15 protein-coding genes are annotated in these 16,822 nt (G+C 57.5%); 14 read left to right on the top strand and 1 reads right to left on the bottom strand.

Features of this window, described 5'->3' with window-relative positions; all coding sequences use genetic code 11:
• Nucleotides 1-47 precede the first annotated feature (47 nt).
• Nucleotides 48-1,019: a cysteine synthase A gene (cysK, locus tag CLR77_RS15680; RefSeq protein ID WP_097461627.1), complete on the bottom strand. Its 972-nt coding sequence runs from the start codon at nucleotides 1,017-1,019 to the stop codon at nucleotides 48-50.
• A 318-nt stretch (nucleotides 1,020-1,337) separates the two neighbouring features.
• Here cysK and CLR77_RS15675 point away from each other — a divergent pair, with 318 nt between their 5' ends.
• The 14 genes from CLR77_RS15675 to CLR77_RS15605 all read left to right on the top strand — a co-directional run bounded on the left by CLR77_RS15675 (nucleotide 1,338) and on the right by CLR77_RS15605 (nucleotide 16,821).
• Nucleotides 1,338-2,180 (top strand): AAA family ATPase, encoded by an 843-nt coding sequence (locus tag CLR77_RS15675; protein ID WP_097461626.1) that lies wholly within the window; start codon nucleotides 1,338-1,340, stop codon nucleotides 2,178-2,180.
• 30 nt (nucleotides 2,181-2,210) lie between these two features.
• Nucleotides 2,211-3,389 (top strand): vWA domain-containing protein, encoded by a 1,179-nt coding sequence (locus CLR77_RS15670; protein WP_097461625.1) that lies wholly within the window; start codon nucleotides 2,211-2,213, stop codon nucleotides 3,387-3,389.
• Nucleotides 3,390-3,971: 582 nt separating this feature from the next.
• Nucleotides 3,972-5,198 carry a glycine betaine/L-proline ABC transporter ATP-binding protein ProV gene (gene proV / locus CLR77_RS15665; protein ID WP_097461624.1) on the top strand — a complete coding sequence of 409 codons (1,227 nt, stop codon included), beginning with the start codon at nucleotides 3,972-3,974 and terminating at the stop codon, nucleotides 5,196-5,198.
• Nucleotides 5,195-6,265 (top strand): glycine betaine/L-proline ABC transporter permease ProW, encoded by a 1,071-nt coding sequence (proW, locus tag CLR77_RS15660; RefSeq protein ID WP_097461623.1) that lies wholly within the window; start codon nucleotides 5,195-5,197, stop codon nucleotides 6,263-6,265. The genes proV and proW overlap by 4 nt, the downstream gene beginning before the upstream one ends.
• A gap of 85 nt (nucleotides 6,266-6,350) precedes the next feature.
• Nucleotides 6,351-7,373, top strand: a complete 1,023-nt coding sequence (gene proX / locus CLR77_RS15655) for a glycine betaine/L-proline ABC transporter substrate-binding protein ProX (RefSeq protein ID WP_227519954.1) — start codon at nucleotides 6,351-6,353, stop codon at nucleotides 7,371-7,373.
• A gap of 608 nt (nucleotides 7,374-7,981) precedes the next feature.
• Nucleotides 7,982-8,491, top strand: a complete 510-nt coding sequence (locus tag CLR77_RS15645; RefSeq protein ID WP_227519953.1) for a hypothetical protein — start codon at nucleotides 7,982-7,984, stop codon at nucleotides 8,489-8,491.
• Nucleotides 8,492-8,498: 7 nt separating this feature from the next.
• The gene (locus CLR77_RS15640; RefSeq protein ID WP_097461621.1) at nucleotides 8,499-10,337 is read left to right on the top strand and encodes a hypothetical protein; all 1,839 of its coding nucleotides are present in this window, start codon (nucleotides 8,499-8,501) and stop codon (nucleotides 10,335-10,337) included.
• Nucleotides 10,334-13,156, top strand: a complete 2,823-nt coding sequence (locus tag CLR77_RS15635) for a tetratricopeptide repeat protein (protein WP_097461620.1) — start codon at nucleotides 10,334-10,336, stop codon at nucleotides 13,154-13,156. Before CLR77_RS15640 ends, CLR77_RS15635 begins: the two co-directional genes overlap by 4 nt.
• Nucleotides 13,143-13,745 (top strand): tetratricopeptide repeat protein, encoded by a 603-nt coding sequence (locus tag CLR77_RS15630; protein WP_158227223.1) that lies wholly within the window; start codon nucleotides 13,143-13,145, stop codon nucleotides 13,743-13,745. The genes CLR77_RS15635 and CLR77_RS15630 overlap by 14 nt, the downstream gene beginning before the upstream one ends.
• On the top strand, nucleotides 13,742-14,110 hold the full coding sequence (locus tag CLR77_RS15625) for a hypothetical protein (protein ID WP_097461618.1): 369 nt from the start codon (nucleotides 13,742-13,744) through the stop codon (nucleotides 14,108-14,110). Before CLR77_RS15630 ends, CLR77_RS15625 begins: the two co-directional genes overlap by 4 nt.
• A 56-nt stretch (nucleotides 14,111-14,166) precedes the next feature.
• The gene (locus tag CLR77_RS15620) at nucleotides 14,167-14,820 is read left to right on the top strand and encodes a MotA/TolQ/ExbB proton channel family protein (RefSeq protein WP_097461617.1); all 654 of its coding nucleotides are present in this window, start codon (nucleotides 14,167-14,169) and stop codon (nucleotides 14,818-14,820) included.
• Nucleotides 14,821-14,838: 18 nt separating this feature from the next.
• The gene (locus tag CLR77_RS15615; RefSeq protein WP_097461616.1) at nucleotides 14,839-15,363 is read left to right on the top strand and encodes an ExbD/TolR family protein; all 525 of its coding nucleotides are present in this window, start codon (nucleotides 14,839-14,841) and stop codon (nucleotides 15,361-15,363) included.
• Nucleotides 15,360-15,854 carry an ExbD/TolR family protein gene (locus CLR77_RS15610; protein ID WP_097461615.1) on the top strand — a complete coding sequence of 165 codons (495 nt, stop codon included), beginning with the start codon at nucleotides 15,360-15,362 and terminating at the stop codon, nucleotides 15,852-15,854. The genes CLR77_RS15615 and CLR77_RS15610 overlap by 4 nt, the downstream gene beginning before the upstream one ends.
• The gene (locus CLR77_RS15605; RefSeq protein WP_097461614.1) at nucleotides 15,841-16,821 is read left to right on the top strand and encodes an AgmX/PglI C-terminal domain-containing protein; all 981 of its coding nucleotides are present in this window, start codon (nucleotides 15,841-15,843) and stop codon (nucleotides 16,819-16,821) included. Before CLR77_RS15610 ends, CLR77_RS15605 begins: the two co-directional genes overlap by 14 nt.
• Nucleotide 16,822 lies beyond the last annotated feature (1 nt).

Below are 16,822 nucleotides of genomic sequence, written 5' to 3'. Positions count from 1 at the left end.
GCGGCCCGGAATACCTCCCGGCGATACCGGGAGGTATTGGTAGAGTCTTACTGTATCGTTTCTTTCTCGCTAAAGAGATTTTCGAACAGTGCCGTTGAGAGATAGCGTTCTGCGGAGTCGGGCAGGACCACGACAATGTTCTTGCCTTGGTGTTCCGGCTGTTTGCTGACACGCACCGCCGCTGCAACTGCCGCACCACAGGAAATCCCGCAGAGGATTCCCTCCTCCCGCATGAGGCGGTGGGCCATTTCAATGGATTCCTCGTTGGTCACCGTCTCCACCTGGTCCACGATCCCCATATCCAGGTTCTTCGGCACGAAGCCTGCGCCGATACCCTGGATTTTATGGGGCGCCGGTTTGACTTCGATACCTTGAATGGTCTGGCTGATGACCGGTGAGGATGTCGGCTCCACCGCGACGCTGGTAATCGGCTTGCCTTTGGTTTGCTTGATGTATCGGGAAATCCCCGTCAGCGTCCCGCCAGTGCCTACACCGCAGACCAGTACGTCGATCCGGCCGTCGGTATCGTTCCAGATCTCGGGACCTGTTGTACTTTCGTGAATCGCCGGGTTGGCCGGGTTGTTGAATTGCTGTGGCATAAAGAACTGCTCGGGATCGCTTTCAGCGATTTCCTGGGCCTTGGCAATGGCGCCGGGCATTCCCTTGGCCGCTTCCGTCAGAATCAGCTCCGCACCTAACGCCTTGAGGACCTTTCTTCGCTCCAGGCTCATTGAGGCGGGCATCGTCAGTTGCAGTTTATAGCCGCGGGCTGCAGCGACGTAGGCGAGGGCGATACCGGTATTGCCGCTGGTCGGTTCAATAATCGTCATGCCGGGCTTGAGCAGCCCCTTCTTCTCGGCGTCCCAGATCATGGATGCGCCGATACGGCACTTAACGGAGTAGGCCGGGTTGCGGCCTTCGATCTTTGCCCAGATGGTCGCGCCGTCCGAAACGTGATTCAGGCGAACCAGGGGGGTGTTGCCGATGGCAAACGAGTTGTCGTCAAAAATACGTGCCATGTCGGTCTCCTGTCGATTGGGTCCGGTTGAAACTTCGCCGGTCATTGCCGGGTTAGCGCCCTTCGGCCGATCCCGGAGAGCGTAGTTTGCACAACATAAACACGTTGTGCGTCGAAATCCACGGCATTTATGTCATATGGTAATAACGCTGAGTACGGTTGCTGTCTCTGATGACGCTTGTTCATCGAGCAGTGACCCAGTAACGTATTGTCGTTAGAGGCATCCGGTTATAATGCCTGCAACTGATTACGATGGATTCCTGCGAGTCCCGCTGTTTTGCGTGGAGCGGCCGGTCGCGAGTTGAGAGGATAGGTTTCGATGAAGTTTAAAGGTACAGAGAGATACGTTGCCACCGATGATCTGCGGATGGCGGTCAACGCGGCCATGACGCTACAGCGCCCGCTGCTCATCAAGGGCGAACCGGGTACCGGCAAAACGCTGCTGGCCGAGGAGTTGGCGGCGGCTCTCGATGCGCCATTGATCAGCTGGCATATCAAATCGACGACCAAGGCCCAGCAAGGACTTTATGAATACGATGCCGTGTCCCGTCTGCGCGATTCGCAACTGGGCGATGATCGTGTGCAGGATATCGGCAACTACATCATTAAGGGCAAGCTCTGGGAGGCGTTCGATTCCGAGCAGCAGGCGGTGCTTCTGATCGATGAGATCGATAAGGCCGACATCGAGTTCCCGAACGACCTGTTGCTCGAGCTCGACCGCATGGAGTTCTATGTCTACGAAACCAAGCAACGGGTGGTTGCCCAAAAGCGTCCGATCGTTGTGATCACCAGTAACAACGAGAAGGAGTTGCCCGATGCCTTCCTTCGTCGCTGCTTCTTCCACTACATCAGCTTCCCGGATCACGCCACCATGGAAGAGATCGTGAGCGTGCATTTCCCCAACATCCAGCAGGACCTGGTAAGGGATGCATTGGAGATCTTCTTCGACGTTCGTAAAGTCCCTGGCCTCAAGAAGAAGCCTTCGACCTCGGAACTGATCGATTGGCTGAAGCTTTTGCTGGCGGACGATCTGGCTATGCAGGTCCTGCAGGAACGCGATCCTGCACAGGCGATGCCGCCGCTGTATGGCGCGCTGGTGAAGAACGAGCAGGACGTCCATCTGTTGCAGAAATTGGCCTTCATGGCGCGGCGCCGCGGTTGATCCGCTGCTGCCGCCGAACTGGGGGAGATGATGTTAGTCGATTTCTTTATGGAAGTGCGCAAGGCGCGGGTGCCTGCCAGTCTCAGGGAGTTTCTCGACCTCCTGGCGGCATTGCAGGAACGCCTCGCGTTTGCCGACATGGAAGAGTTCTACTATTTGAGCCGGCTTTGTCTGGTCAAGGATGAGCGCCACTACGATAAGTTCGATCGTGCTTTCGAAAGCTACTTCAAGGGCATCGAGAATCTGGATGACCTGCTGGCGGCGATGATTCCTGACGATTGGTTACGTGCCGAGTTCGAGCGCCAGCTCAGCGAGGAGGACAAAGCCAGGATAGAGTCGTTGGGTGGTCTTGAGGAGCTGATAGAAGCCTTCAAGAAGCGCCTGGAGGAGCAGAAGGAACGCCATCAGGGCGGCAACCGAATGATTGGTACCGGTGGCACCTCGCCATTCGGTGCCAATGGCTATAATCCTGAAGGTTTTCGTATCGGCCAGAAGCAGGGCCGACATGGGAAGGCGATCAAGGTCTGGGAAAAGCGCGGTTATCGCGATCTCGACGATAGCATCACGCTGGGCATCCGCAATATCAAAGTTGCGCTGCGTCGTTTGCGCAAGTTTGCGCGACAGGGTGCCGCTGATCAACTGGACCTGGACGACACCATTCGCTCGACGGCGCGTAATGCCGGCTATCTCGATCTGAAAATGGTGCCTGAGCGACATAACACGGTGAAGGTACTGCTGTTTTTCGATATCGGCGGGTCGATGGATCCCCATGTCCGGGTTTGCGAGGAGCTGTTTTCAGCCAGCCGAACCGAGTTCAAGCATCTCGAATACTTCTACTTCCACAATTTCATTTATGAAAGCGTGTGGAAGAACAATATACGCCGTGTCAGCGAGTCGACGAGTACCTGGGATATCCTGCATAAATATACGCCGGACTATAAGGTGATCTTTGTGGGGGATGCGAGTATGGCTCCCTACGAGATTACGCATCCGGGTGGCTCTATCGAACATTGGAACGAAGAAGCCGGCGCGGTCTGGATGCAGCGTGTGACGGATCATTTCGACAAGGTTATCTGGCTGAATCCGCTGCCTGAACAGTATTGGGGGAGTGGTGGCTCGTTGGGAATCGCACGTCAGTTGGTGGGCGACCACATGTTCCCGATGACACTGGAAGGTCTTGAAGCCGGGATGCGTTTCCTGAGCCGCTGATCAGCCGACTTTTTTCCTTTCTGCGTGTTCGATGGCGACGCTGTTTGTCGCCATCGAACTGTTTTTTCGAATGCCTTTCTTTGAATTAATTTCTTCGAATTACTGCTTTCGCATATCTCTCTTCGAATACCTCCGTCTCGAACCCCTTGTTCTTCCCTCTTGCGTCCTGTTCTAACGGTCAAAACATGTTTTTAGCCACTTGAGTATTCAACGGATGGCTAATCCGCTGACGTCGTTTCCTGGGTTTGTGTACTGGATTTCATTCTTAAATATGTTGTACTCTAAATAATATAGTTGGCTTCGTGCCACTATCACGTCGCTTTTACCCCAAGCCAGCAATGAGACTGAACGGGAATGCCAGACAATTATAGGTGTTTGGTATGAGTTTGGCTGGGAAGACGAAAGTCCGATTAGAAAGAACACGAAGTATTAGCAAGGCTGCGATGGACGCGTTATGCCACTGTTGACGCGACATTCCGGGAGTTGGATCGATTTCCCGGAAGCTTCGGTGTTCCGTTGTTCGAGGTCCGTCTCGGGGCAGGGAAATCCTAGGGCCAAAGTTGTCCTGTTGCGGGAGCGCACATGAAACAAAAAGTAGTTGTCGAACATCTTTATAAGATATTCGGTGATCGACCTGAAGAGGCCTTGGCGCTGCTCAAGCAAGGTGTCGCTAAAGATGAAGTGTTTGAGCGAACGGGCAACATCGCCGGTGTCTACGATGCAAATCTTGAGATCGGCGCTGGCGAAATCTTCGTCATTATGGGGCTGTCCGGTTCCGGCAAATCCACGCTGGTCAGGATGCTCAACCGTCTGATTGAACCCACCAGTGGTCACGTGTTCTTTGACGGTGTCGATATTGCCGCCATGAACGATGCCGACCTGCTGGCGTTGCGGCGCAAGAAGATCAGTATGGTCTTCCAATCCTTCGCACTGATGCCCCACCTCAATGTTTTAGAGAATACCTCCTTCGGCCTGGACCTGGCTGGCGTCGAGAAAGAAGAGCGTGAAGCACGTGCTCTCGAAGCGCTGGATCAGGTGGGCTTGCGAACCTATGCGGCCAGCTACCCCGATGAGTTGTCCGGTGGCATGCAGCAGCGTGTCGGCTTGGCACGTGCGCTGGCCGGAGATCCGGAAGTGCTGTTGATGGATGAGGCGTTTTCGGCGCTGGATCCGCTGATCCGGACGGAGATGCAGGATGAGTTGCTGGACCTGCAGTCCCGTCAACAACGCACCATTATTTTCATTTCCCACGACCTTGATGAAGCCATGCGCATTGGCGACCGCATCGCCATTATGGAAGGCGGTCGCGTCGTTCAGGTGGGAACGCCGGAGGAAATCCTGCGTAATCCTGCCGACGACTACGTCAAATCCTTCTTTCGCGGTGTGGACGTCACATCGGTGCTTAGTGCCGGGGACATTGCCCGCAAGGTTCAGACGACCGTCATCGAACGGGAAGGGGTGGGCATTCGCGCTGCGCTGCAGCGGCTGAAGGATCACGACGCCGAGCATGGCTATCTCGTCGGCAAGGATGGTGTTTATCACGGTGTTGTCTCGCTGGCATCCCTGTCAAAGGCAGCCAGTGGCAGCGGCAGCATTCGCGATGCAGTCATCACCGATATTCCTTTCATCCCGCATGACACCGCGTTGGGTTCTGTGCTCGGTGTTGTTGCCGAAGCACCCTGCGCCGTGCCGGTGGTCGATGATAAAGGCCGCTATCGCGGCACGATCAACAAAACCATGCTGCTTCAGACCATTGATCGGGAAAGCGGTACCGAGATCAGCGAAAGGGTTGAGGAGATGGCTAAATGAGCGATCAGGCACAGAATGCGAGTAGTAACCCCTGGGGGACACCGGCGGCGTCTCCGGCAGGCGCCGATCAGGCCGCAGGAGCGGCAGCGCAGCATGCTCAGGCCGCGCCCAGCTGGTTAAGCGATATTCCCAAGGCTCAGCCGCATCATTTCGATTGGCTGCATCCCTTCAAGGAAACCATTATCCCTCTGGATTCCTGGGTCGAGCATGCGCTGAACTGGGTTGTCCTGCATTTCCGTCCGCTGTTCCAGGCCGTTCGTTGGCCGGTGGATGCGACGCTGTCCGGTATCAACGACGTGCTGCAGTGGATTCCGTCGCCGATTCTGATCATTCTGCTCTCGCTGTTTGCCTGGCAACTGGCCGGGCGGCGGCTTGCACTGGGTACCTTCCTGTCGTTGGCGACTATCGGTCTTATCGGTGCCTGGTCGCAGGCCCTGGTGACGTTGTCGCTGGTGTTCACCTCGGTGTTCTTCTGCATTGTGATCGGTTTACCGCTCGGCATATGGCTGTCGCGAAACGATCGCGGGCTGGCGCTGTTCCGGCCCTTTCTGGATGCAATGCAGACGACTCCGGCATTCGTCTACCTGGTTCCCATCGTCATGCTGTTTGGCATCGGCAACGTGCCGGGCGTGGTGGTTACCATCATCTTCGCGTTACCCCCACTGATTCGACTGACGAATTTGGGGATCCGCCAGGTACCGGAAGACCTGGTTGAGGCTGCCCGCTCTTTTGGCGCGGGGCCCAAACAGTTGTTGTTCAAGGTTCAGGTTCCATTGGCAATGCCAACCATCATGGCCGGCGTCAACCAGACGTTGATGCTCGCCCTGTCCATGGTGGTCATTGCTTCGATGATCGCTGTCGGCGGTTTGGGGCAGATGGTATTGCGTGGTATTGGCCGCCTCGACATGGGACTGGCTTCCGTTGGTGGCCTGGGTATCGTCCTGCTCGCGATCATTCTCGATCGTATGACGCAGGCCTTGGGGCAGGATGCCCGTTCGCGTCCCTGGAGACACTGGTACGAACATGGGCCTGTCGGCTGGGTTCGCCAGTTGCTGGGGCGCGGATAAGTCATCGCTTCCGACAACGGATGATGACCCTACAACAATAAGAGCACGACTCTAATAAATAGAGACTCACTCACAGGAGAATGGCATGACAGTATTGAACTTGGCGTGGCGAAAAACCATGCATACGGCGGGCGCTCTTTTGGTCGGCATGACGCTGGCAACCTCGTCGCTGGCGCAGGACCTGCCCGGTAAGGGCGTTTCGGTTCAGCCGTTAAAAAGCTCTATCCCTGAAGAGAGTTTTCAGACCGTGTTGGTCATGAAAGCGCTGGAAAAACTGGGGTACGACGTGAAGCCGATTAAAGAGATCGAGTATGCGACGGCTTTCATCGCGCTGTCGAATGGCGATGGAACCTTTATGGCGGATGATTGGGACCCTTTGCACCGGGATTTTTACAAGCGCGCAGGTGGGGACAAGAAGCTTTACCGCAAAGGCGTTTATATCAAGGGCGCTCTGCAGGGTTACCTGATCGATAAGAAGACGGCAGACAAGTATCACATCACCAACATCGCCCAGTTGAAAAATCCCAAACTGGCCAAATTGTTCGATGCCGACCGTAACGGCAAGGCCGATCTGGCTGGCTGTAACCCGGGTTGGGGGTGTGAAGCGGTCATCAATAATGAGATCAAGGCCTACGGTCTGACGAATACCGTTGAGCAGAAGCAGGGCTCTTACTCGGCGATCATCGCCAACACCATTGCCCGCTATCGCCAGGGCAAGCCGATTCTCTACTACACCTGGACGCCATACTGGGTCAGCGGTGTATTGGTACCGGGCAAAGACGTTACCTGGTTGCAGGTTCCTTTCTCCGCCTTGCCGGGGTCGCGCAAGAACGTCAATACGGCACTGCCGGACGGACGTAACTACGGTTTCCAGCCGAATGTGGAGCGGATTGTCGCCAATCGCAAGTGGGCGGAAGCGAACCCTGCGGCAGCCAAGCTGTTCTCGATCATGAAGCTCAGTTCTAACGATGTGAGTGCAGAGAACCTGCTGATGCAGAAAGGGCAGTCCACTGACGCTGACGTTGAACGTCATGCCGACGGTTGGATCAAGGCGCATCAGAAGACTTTCGATGGTTGGATCAAAACTGCGATGGAAGCGGCTCACTAAGCAGCAATGGCAACGGGGAAGGTGGGGCGATTCGTTCCGCCGATCCCTGGCGCTTCCATTATCCTGGAGGCGACAAAAAAAGCCGATGGGGTTGAGACCATCGGCGAAGCTCGGCATATCGAATCGAAACGGTACGTCTTGGCCTGCGGACCTGAATTCAGGCTGCATAGCTTGCAACTTACCGCTCGCGGCAGTTAAAGCATGGTCCGGGCCAATAAGAATAAGTTTTTTAAAAACAACAGATTGATTTTATAGGTGCGCGAAAAAAGGGCTTGTTATCGAGCAAGCGCTCAGTAAGTTGTAAAGTTACCTGACAGTTCTGCTGCTTACCTGTCCGGACTGGCTTTAACTGGGTCTTTCCACCAGTTTCAGCCCCGGGTGGGCACTCTCTTTGTGTTATTTCACTTCCTGGTACCTATCGGTAAAACCTGAATTGGTGAAGTAGATAGCGTTATCGATTGTTTCAACCTGTTAATATCTTTGCCGATTTGTAAGGGCTCCCGTAACGGGGCTGTCCGGCGTGCGTTCAAGGAGCAGGCGCTCATGGCTGGATGCAGCTGCTTGTCCCGTTAGGCGATGCCTGTGAAGCGGTCAGCCAGGAGACTTTCATGCGCCGGCTTTTTCAGGCTTTTCTGTGGATCTGTTTGGCATGCTTTGGCATGTCAGTGCAGGCAGCATCGCTGGATGGCGATATCGCACATTTCAAAAAGAATGTCGCGGACCTGGATCGGCAACTGTTTCAGTTGGAGGAGGACATCCTTCATCCCGCCAATACGCAGGTCGCCGTTTATTTATCCCTCGATGCCAAAAATTACTTCGTGCTCGACTCGGTGGAGATCGGCATCGATGGGCAGACCGCAGCCTCACATCTCTATTCAGAGCAGGAGCGGCAAGCGCTCAAGCAAGGTGGGATACAGCGGTTGTATATTGGCAATCTGTCAGCTGGAGAGCATAAGCTGACGGCAACGCTCAATGGACAGGGCGTCAACGATCATTACTTTCGCAAGGAATCGACGTTTTCCATCCACAAGACGAATGACGCTTCCCAGGTCGAATTGGTGGTGACCGCTGATGCGCCATCGTTCGAACCCAAATTCAAGCTTAGAACCTGGAAGTAATACCACGATGCTGCTGGGACGGCTTGTCGGCTCTGTGCTATTGGCGACGCTGCTTTGTATTGCCAGTGTTGCCCGTGCCGATGCAGGGTCGAATGGACCTCTCCAGGTCGGCTTGATGCGTTATGCCATGCTGACAGGCCATCCCTGGTCGGTGTTGACCGATGCGCCCAAACAACCCGAAGGACAGGCGCTGCTGTTAAGGGGATTGGCGCGGGCCGAGCTGGGCATGGACGACGGGGCCAGTGCGGATTTGCAGAAGGTTGCGGCGGGTCAGGGCCGAAATGTCGCCAGGGCCCAACTGGGACTGGCACGGATCGCCATAGACCGAGGTCAGGATGCGGAAGCGCTGCAGTGGTTGCGCAAGGCGCTGCCTGGATTGAAGGGCAGCGATCGTCAGCAGGCGTTGTTCAAACTCTCCGATATCGAGCGCCGCAAAGGGCACCTTGAAGCGTCGGCCGGCGATCTGGGAAAAATGGACGACGGTTATTGGGCCGCCCTGGGGTATATGAATCTCGCCACGGCCTACGCCACATTGGACAGCGACCCTTCGCGTACCCTGGTGGCGCTACACGTCGCCGCTGCGATGCTGGACGGCCATAAACGGAAGCGGGATCTCGAACTACTCGACCGGATCAACCTGATCGCAGGGTACCTGACGGTAAAGGCTGGACAGTACGATTCCGCCCTGGGATTTCTCAACCATATCCGCCTGGATAGCTATTACGCACCACAGGCCTTGTACCTTCATGGGCTCGCGCAGTCCCGTCAGGATGACTACCGGGATGCGATGCAGTTCTGGCACCGTGCCCGCAAATACCCGTTGGCGTTTGAGGGCGTGGCGGATGCCAGCATGGGAATGGGGTTGGCGTTCGACGAAAGCGGGTATTTGGGACAGGCCGGAGACGCCTACCTGGGAGCGACTTCCGCCTTTGAGGCGGAGTTGGTCAATATCCGTAAACTCGAGGATCAGGTCCATAAGGAAGGCGCCTGGAAAGCCATGATGGTCGCGAGCCGGGGCGACAATGTCGAATGGTTTCTGGCGGACAGCAAGTCGCTGAGCACGCCCAGGCAGGCGTACTTGATGCGACTGATGGAGAGTCCCAAGGCGCAGGCGGCAGCCCGTCGCGTGGCGGAATTGGCCAAGCTCGATCGGCGCTTGGCGGAGCAGCAGCACAATCTCGATGTCTTTGCCGGTATGTTGCAGGAACGGCTCACACGGGTACGTACCAGTGGAACGGGTGCAGCCATGTCGACAGTGCGCGCGCGGCTGGCTTCGTTGCAGACGCAATACCGTCTATTAGAGGCCCGGCTTAAGAAAGCGACCGCAAGCAACGATCTCGAAAGTCTGGTGTCGGGCGATCTCGCCCAGCAGTTTGCGCTCTTGGAGACACTGCGCCGGCAAGCTGTCCGTGAGCACGCAAATGCGTCGACGATGGCGCGTATCGATCGCCTGCATGGTTTGCTGGTCTGGCGCGCCGAGGAGCAGGAATCCCTCAACAGCCGTCAATTGGAGGCGACACTGCAGCAATCGGGACAGGATCTGGATCGCCTCGCGACCTCCGTTTCCGCCTTCGATGACCGACTGGCCGCGGCCCCGGATCATTTCCGCCGACTCCTGGCACGCGTTAAGGCGCAACAGAAAGCGGTTGCAGACAGCCGCAACCAGTTAGTATCGCTACGCCAGCGCAGTGAGAAGTTATTTGACCAGGAGACGCTGGCATTCCTCCAGGCTCAGGGTGAGCGGATTGCCACATGGCGTGATCGTAGCAATCAGGAAATTGCCCACCTCTATGAATACCTGGCCATCACCCAGCGCGACAAGCGTCAGCAGGGAGGTGGGCAGTGAAACGTCTTCATCGGATAATAGCCTACGGATTGTTGGCTATCGGCCTCAGCCTGTCGTCGCGGGCCGCCTGGTGTGGCGATCCGCAGAGCTTTCAGATCCGGATGGGCGGGGGCGATGGTGCGACGCTGGGTGACTTGCGGCCGGCCTACATCGACATGGAGGCACAGCGCCTGCCAGCGATTTCGCTTAAGGAAGTTGCCCGACGCTACGAACAGCTATTCAAAACCGCGAAAAACCCGGAAGTGCGTATCGACGCCCTGCATCGTTTGCTCAATTTGCAGGCGATTGCGGGGGAAAGCGTCGATATGACGCCTGACCAGGAAAGAGTTCTCTACCGCAAGGCGTTGGCCAGTTACGAAATGATTGTCAGCTCCGGTATTTATTACGGCCGGCTGGACGAATTGCTATACCAGATGGCGCGTGCCTATGAATTTATCGGCGAGGATGGCAAGTCGGTGGAGCGTCTTAAACAATTGGTGGGATTGTTCCCGAAATCCGTCTACGCCATTGAGGCGCGTTTCCGAATCGCCGAATACGATTTCTCACAAGCGCAATATACCGCCGCAGAAGCTGCCTACGCCGAGGTCATGCAGGAGGGGCAGGGCACGCCCTTTGCGGAGAAGTCGCAGTACATGCTGGGCTGGAGCCAGTACAAGGCCGGCCAGCAGGCCGATGCCAGTCGTACCTTCATTCAGGTCCTTGATCGCTACTACGCTCAGTCTGACGGCTTTCACAAGTTGGACCGTATCGCCCAGGACACCGTCAACGACACCTTCCGCATCCTGAGCATTTCCGCTGCATACGCCGGCGGCGCCAAGGCCCTGGACAACTTGTTGGATACTGTGGGCGACAAGCCATACGCCTATATGCTCTATGACCGCCTGGCAGATTACTACCTGGCCAATGATCGGTACTCGGACAGTGTCGCTGCAGGGCAGGCATTCCTGAACCGTTATCCCGACAATCCCAAGGCGCCGGCGATTGCTGCCCAGATGGTAACGGCCTATGAGGATGGCGGCTTTGCGAACCAGGCCCGTGAAGCCAAGCGGGAATTCGTCCGCCGCTTTGCGACGAAGGATATGCAGGGTCGCCTGGATGCGGAGGAGCGCAAGAAGCTCTACCACTATCTGGAAGATCTCGGACGCTGGAACTACGCCCAGGCGCAAACGGAGACGAACAAGGACAAGCAAAGACAGGACTATGCCCGGGCGGGCGGCTACCTGGATCGCCTCGGCAGCCTCTACCCCGCGGACCCCGAAGTGGGCCCGAACCTGCTCTTGGCTGGTGACGCATACGCACAGGCGGGACAGTCGTCACAGGCGCTCGCGATGTACCGGCAGGCTGCCTATCAGTCGCCCGACTTCGACAAGGCGCCGGACGCTGCCTATGCGGCGGTGTTGCTTCAGCGGCGGGCCTGGAAACAGCAACCTTCTCCCGCGTCGCTCGATGCCCTGGTCGCGGAATCGCGTCAGTTCGTGACCATCTTCCAGGGCGAGCCGCGGGCAAATGCCGTGCGAGTCCATATCGCCAATGTCTTATACGATAACGGGCGCAAGGCCGACGCCGTCGCGTTTGCCGGACCGGTGACGGATGACAGCAGCGCTAAACCGGAGGAGCAACGTGCCGCCTGGCTGGTATTGGGTAATACGGCCTTCGACCAGTCGCGTTATGCGGAAGCTGAGCGGGATTACCGGCAGGCCCTGACGCTGGCAGCGGGCGTCCCCGACCTTAAGGCCCAGATTACCGAAAAGCTGGCGGCTGATATCTATCGCCAGGGTCAATTGGCGGAGGAGGCCGGCCGGATTGATGAGGCGGTTGCGAACTATCAGCGTGTGGGCACAGTTGCGCCGCAATCGCCCATTCGCATTACTGCTCGTTTCGATGCAGCCAATGCGCTCATGAAAGCCAAGCGGTGGCAGCCTGCCATCAACGAGCTGGTGCGTTTTCAGCATGATTTCCCGGATAGCCCCCTGATATCCAGGATTCCGGCCAAGCTGGTTTATGCCTACGATGCGGCCGGCCAGTCGGTTCATGCGGCCGACGAGCTGTTGTCGTGGAGTCATAGTGATAAGTCGGTGGATGCGGCCGAGCGCTGGAAACGTCAGCTACGGGCGGCGGAACTCTATGACAAGGCGGGGGAGAGCGACAAGGCGCAGGCGCTTTACCGTGCCTATCTCAAAGCAGTGCCGGCGGCTCAGGGGGCGGACGACTTCGCCTACCGGCAGGAGTTGCGTTACAAGTTGTCGCTTGCGGCGGCCAAGGCCCAGGACCTCCGGGAGCGGGATCGTTGGGACCGCGAACTTGTTGAGCGTGAACGTAAGACGCGATTCGGCAACGATCGCACGCGCTATCTGGCGGGTAATGCTGCCATCACCCTGGCAGATGAAGATGCGGCGGCTTTCCGCGCCGTCAAGTTGACCTTGCCGCTGAAACGGTCACTGGAGCGGAAACGAATTCGCCTGCAAAAGGCCATCACGGCCTATGAGACGGCCGAATCCTTTGGTATGGCGCAGGTCGCGACCAGGTCCACCTATGCGTTGGCGGAGCTGTACAACCAGTTGTCCAAGGATGTGTTGAGTTCGGAGCGACCGAAATCACTCACAAAGCGGCAGTTGGCGCAGTACAACGTGCTGTTGGAGGATCAGGCTTACCCGTTCGAGGAAAAGGCGATTGAGCTACATCAGCAGAATCAACGCCGGATTCAGCAGGGGGTCTACAATACCTGGGTGCAGAAGAGCCTGGATGCCCTGGCGACGCTGTACCCGGCGCGCTACGCGCGAGACGAGAAGTGGTTGGGGTGGGTCGATGCGAAACCCTAATGGACTCTGGGTTATCGGCATGCTGCTGGTGATGGCGGGTTGTGGAACGACCGTTACGGCACCGGTGCCAAAATCCGCTCCCAAACCGGTTCAGGCCCAGCAAAAGTCAGAGGCCCTGACCAAGGAGCAGCAAGCGTGGATGACCGACGCCCGGAAAGCCCACGATGCGGGTCATGTCGAGGCGGCAGCGAGTGCACTGGGCAAACTGGTCGCCGCCAGGCCGAACCTGAGTTACGCCCAGGTGGATTATGCGCTGGTCTTGCAGAAGCTGGGCAGGACTGATGACGCCATCGCCGCTTACCGCAAGGCGCTGACGCTGAATCCGGGGGCACCGACAGCCTCGAATAACCTGGCGCTGCTGTTGCGGCAGCAGGGACATTTCAAGATGGCGCATCAGTTGCTCCAGCGGGCGGTGTCTCTGCACCCTGACAATCCGTCATTGCGCTATAACCTGGCGGTGTTGTGCGAGCTCTACCTCATGGATTTGCCGGATGCGCTTGAACAGTATCAGGCGTATCAGAAGTTGCTTCCCCAGCCGGACCCCAAGGTCGCAGGTTGGATAGCGGATCTGAAAAGGAGGACACGATGATCCGGATCGGTTGTCGTTGGCCTTGTAAAAAGGCTGTTGTTCTTCTCGTTGCCGCTCTCGCGAGCCTGTGTGCGGCGAGCGCCGATGCCGCGGGACCTAATGGGGGAACGCGGCAGGCGACGGTAGCGACTGCGGGCAAGGATATTACCCAGGTGGAGGGGATCTCCGTTCAGGGGAGCGACGAATTTCCCAAGGTGTTGCATATCATACCTTGGCGGGCGCCGACGCTATCGCGCCGGGCCCGGCCTACATTGAAAGCGGATATGCCAGACCTGCTTAAGGCACAGGAGCCGGATGTACTCGCGACGCAGCGGCATTTCCGGCAGACGGGAGACATTCTTTCCGCGCCGGGTTCGGGCTCCTGAGGAGCGACCGTACACCACACATAATTCTGAGAAACGGGGACGTTGGAGTACTCATCATGATGCAAACGGTAATTCGGTTCTTCCAGGATGGCGGTGTTTTCATGTATCCGATCGCACTGGTCCTGTTGTTGGGTGTTGCGATAACACTGGAGCGGTTTTTCTATCTGGGGGCCGTCCGTCGATCCAACCGCCAAGCGTTCGATCGAGGCATTCTGCCGCTGCTGCAGAAACGGGATTACCGTGGCGCGATCAAGCTTGCCACCCAGTCGGATACGGCCATCGCGGCGATCATGGGGGCAGGCCTGTCCCGATTGCTGGGTCAACGCTCGCGTGAAGATATCGAATACGCCATGGAAGAGGGGCTGATGGAAGTCCTGCCGCGACTCGAAAAGCGTACCCAGTACCTCGCCACGCTGGCAAACGTGGCGACGCTGTTGGGATTGCTGGGTACCATCATCGGTCTGATCTCGGCCTTTACGGCCGTCGCCAATGCCGATCCCGCCGATAAGGCTTCACTGCTGTCGCAGAGTATCTCTGTCGCAATGAACACGACAGCATTCGGCCTCATGACGGCGATCCCACTGCTTCTACTGCATGCCTGGCTGCAAACGCGCACCAACGAGATCGTCGACAGCTTCGAGATGGCCGGTGTGAAATTCCTGAACCTGATTGCGGATGCCGATGCGGACGCCTCTATGGCTAAGAGCTGACGGAGCGGTCCTGTCACCATGAGACGCAGACATCGCCGCAACGAGGAAAGCGCGGATCTGGATATTACCGCCTTCATGAATCTCATGATCGTGCTGGTGCCGGTTCTGCTGCTGAGTATGGTGTTCACCCACATGAGCATTCTCGACCTGAATTTCCCCGGTCAGAGTCTGGCCCATCCGCTGGATGCCAAGCATCTACAGCTACGGGTGGCGCTGTATGCGGATCACCTGGAAGTGAGCGACAACCAGGGGGGGGTGATCCAATCCATCCCGGATGTCCAGGGCAAGCACGATTTCAAAACGTTGCGGGAAGTGCTCAAAGCAGTCAAGGCGAAGGTCCCCGAGAAGAAGGATATCGTCCTGTTGGCGCGGCCTGATACCGACTACCAGACATTGATAACCGCAATGGATACGGTGCGCTCCTATCCGGCAGTGGTGGCCGCCAGCCTGGTCAATGCTGAGCTTTTCCCGGACGTTGCGCTGGGCGACGCACCACCGGAGGCGTCCGCGAAGCCGCTTCCTGGCGCTGGAGGTGCACGGTGAAGCAGTCACGCAAATCGCGGCGCATGCAACGGCATTACAAACGCATGCATCGGCCGGGTGGCCTCAACCTGGTCTCCATGATGGATATCTTCACTATCCTGGTGTTCTTTTTGATGCTGAACTCCTCCGATGTGAAGGTGATCCAGCAATCGACGGATATTCATCTCCCTCAATCGACGGCACAGAAAACGCCGGACGAAACGCTGATGATCCAGGTGACGGACAAGCATATCGTGGTGCAGGGGCGCGAGGTTGCGGGTGTTGCCGGATTGCCTGAGAAGGGCGATATTCCGGGTTTGCAGGAGGAGCTGAATCATCAGCGTTCGCGCCGGACGAGTCCCGTTCCACCGAACGGCATGCCTGTCACCATCATGGCCGATCGCGGCATTCCTTATTCGGTATTGCGCCAAATCATTCGAACCTGTGTCGACGCCGACTATCGGCAGGTGAAGCTGGCGGTTAACCGGAAGGAGGCCCATGCCGATGGCTGAGGCCATGTCGCGCACGATGGCGTTACCCTGGACGCGGGAAGCCGGCGAGAGTTTGCGGTTTGGACTGACGCTTGGACTATTGCTGCTGGTTTTCATACCGCTGGCGTGGTGGATACCCCAGATTCACCTGCCGGCGCCGACTCGTGAAAAACTGGAGCAGGTGCCCCCGCAGTTGGCCCGGCTGATCCAGGCTCCGCCCCAGCCGAAGGTAATTCCGCCGAAACCGGTGGTGCCTCCCAAACCCCAGGAAAAGCCGAAGCCGGCACCAAAGCCCAAGGCCAAGCCGGAACCAACCAAAAGCATGGCCCCACCCCCGGCAACGCCCCGTGAGCCGGAAAAAGCACCACCGGAAACCGACGCCCAGGCGCGTTCCGTCGCGGAACATTCCGGCTTGTTGGCGATGCAGGATCAGTTGGCGGCCATGCGGGATATGACGGGCGATAGCCCTCCGCCCCAAACCCTCAAAACGCTGGGGGCGAACCAGCCCGCGGCGCAAAACGGCCCCAAGGCCGTGGTCGATAGTGCTGCCGCCATGGCGGGGAGCGGGGGCGTTGCCAGCACGGTCGATCCACGGGAGCAGGTTGCCCTGGCACGTCATCAAGCGGAAAAAATTGCTGTTCCGCGCGATACGGCTCGCCGAGACGTCGCGAAGGTCCGTCACCATCTCAGTGGCAAAGGCGTTCGCTCGATGGGCGGTATCCGCAAGACCTTCGACGAGAACAAGACGGCGCTGTTCGATCTTTATAACCGGGCGCTACGATTCAATCCGCTCTTGCAAGGGAAAGTATTGCTGGAGTTGGTGATTGCGTCGGACGGCAGTGTGACGTCCTGTAAGGTGATTTCGTCGGAGTTGAAAGACCCGCGTCTTGAGCAGGAAATCGTCAGTCGTGTCGAACTGTTCGATTTCGGGAAGCAGAACGCTCCCGCTCGCACGGTTCAGATGCCGATCGACTTCCTGCCGCCCTAGG

The organism is Mangrovitalea sediminis (assembly GCF_002514725.1).
Lineage (GTDB): Bacteria > Pseudomonadota > Gammaproteobacteria > Pseudomonadales > Oleiphilaceae > Mangrovitalea > Mangrovitalea sediminis.
This window is presented reverse-complemented; position numbering and strand designations above follow the sequence as displayed.

Excerpts from the sequence above, each read along its gene's own strand:
- cysK (WP_097461627.1), bottom strand. The coding sequence starts at position 1,019 with ATGGCACGTATTTTTGACGACAACTCGTTTGCCATCGGCAACACCCCC.
- CLR77_RS15675 (WP_097461626.1), top strand. The coding sequence starts at position 1,338 with ATGAAGTTTAAAGGTACAGAGAGATACGTTGCCACCGATGATCTGCGG.
- CLR77_RS15670 (WP_097461625.1), top strand. The coding sequence starts at position 2,211 with ATGTTAGTCGATTTCTTTATGGAAGTGCGCAAGGCGCGGGTGCCTGCC.
- proV (WP_097461624.1), top strand. The coding sequence starts at position 3,972 with ATGAAACAAAAAGTAGTTGTCGAACATCTTTATAAGATATTCGGTGAT.
- proW (WP_097461623.1), top strand. The coding sequence starts at position 5,195 with ATGAGCGATCAGGCACAGAATGCGAGTAGTAACCCCTGGGGGACACCG.
- proX (WP_227519954.1), top strand. The coding sequence starts at position 6,351 with ATGACAGTATTGAACTTGGCGTGGCGAAAAACCATGCATACGGCGGGC.
- CLR77_RS15645 (WP_227519953.1), top strand. The coding sequence starts at position 7,982 with ATGCGCCGGCTTTTTCAGGCTTTTCTGTGGATCTGTTTGGCATGCTTT.
- CLR77_RS15640 (WP_097461621.1), top strand. The coding sequence starts at position 8,499 with ATGCTGCTGGGACGGCTTGTCGGCTCTGTGCTATTGGCGACGCTGCTT.
- CLR77_RS15630 (WP_158227223.1), top strand. The coding sequence starts at position 13,143 with ATGCGAAACCCTAATGGACTCTGGGTTATCGGCATGCTGCTGGTGATG.
- CLR77_RS15625 (WP_097461618.1), top strand. The coding sequence starts at position 13,742 with ATGATCCGGATCGGTTGTCGTTGGCCTTGTAAAAAGGCTGTTGTTCTT.
- CLR77_RS15620 (WP_097461617.1), top strand. The coding sequence starts at position 14,167 with ATGATGCAAACGGTAATTCGGTTCTTCCAGGATGGCGGTGTTTTCATG.
- CLR77_RS15615 (WP_097461616.1), top strand. The coding sequence starts at position 14,839 with ATGAGACGCAGACATCGCCGCAACGAGGAAAGCGCGGATCTGGATATT.
- CLR77_RS15605 (WP_097461614.1), top strand. The coding sequence starts at position 15,841 with ATGCCGATGGCTGAGGCCATGTCGCGCACGATGGCGTTACCCTGGACG.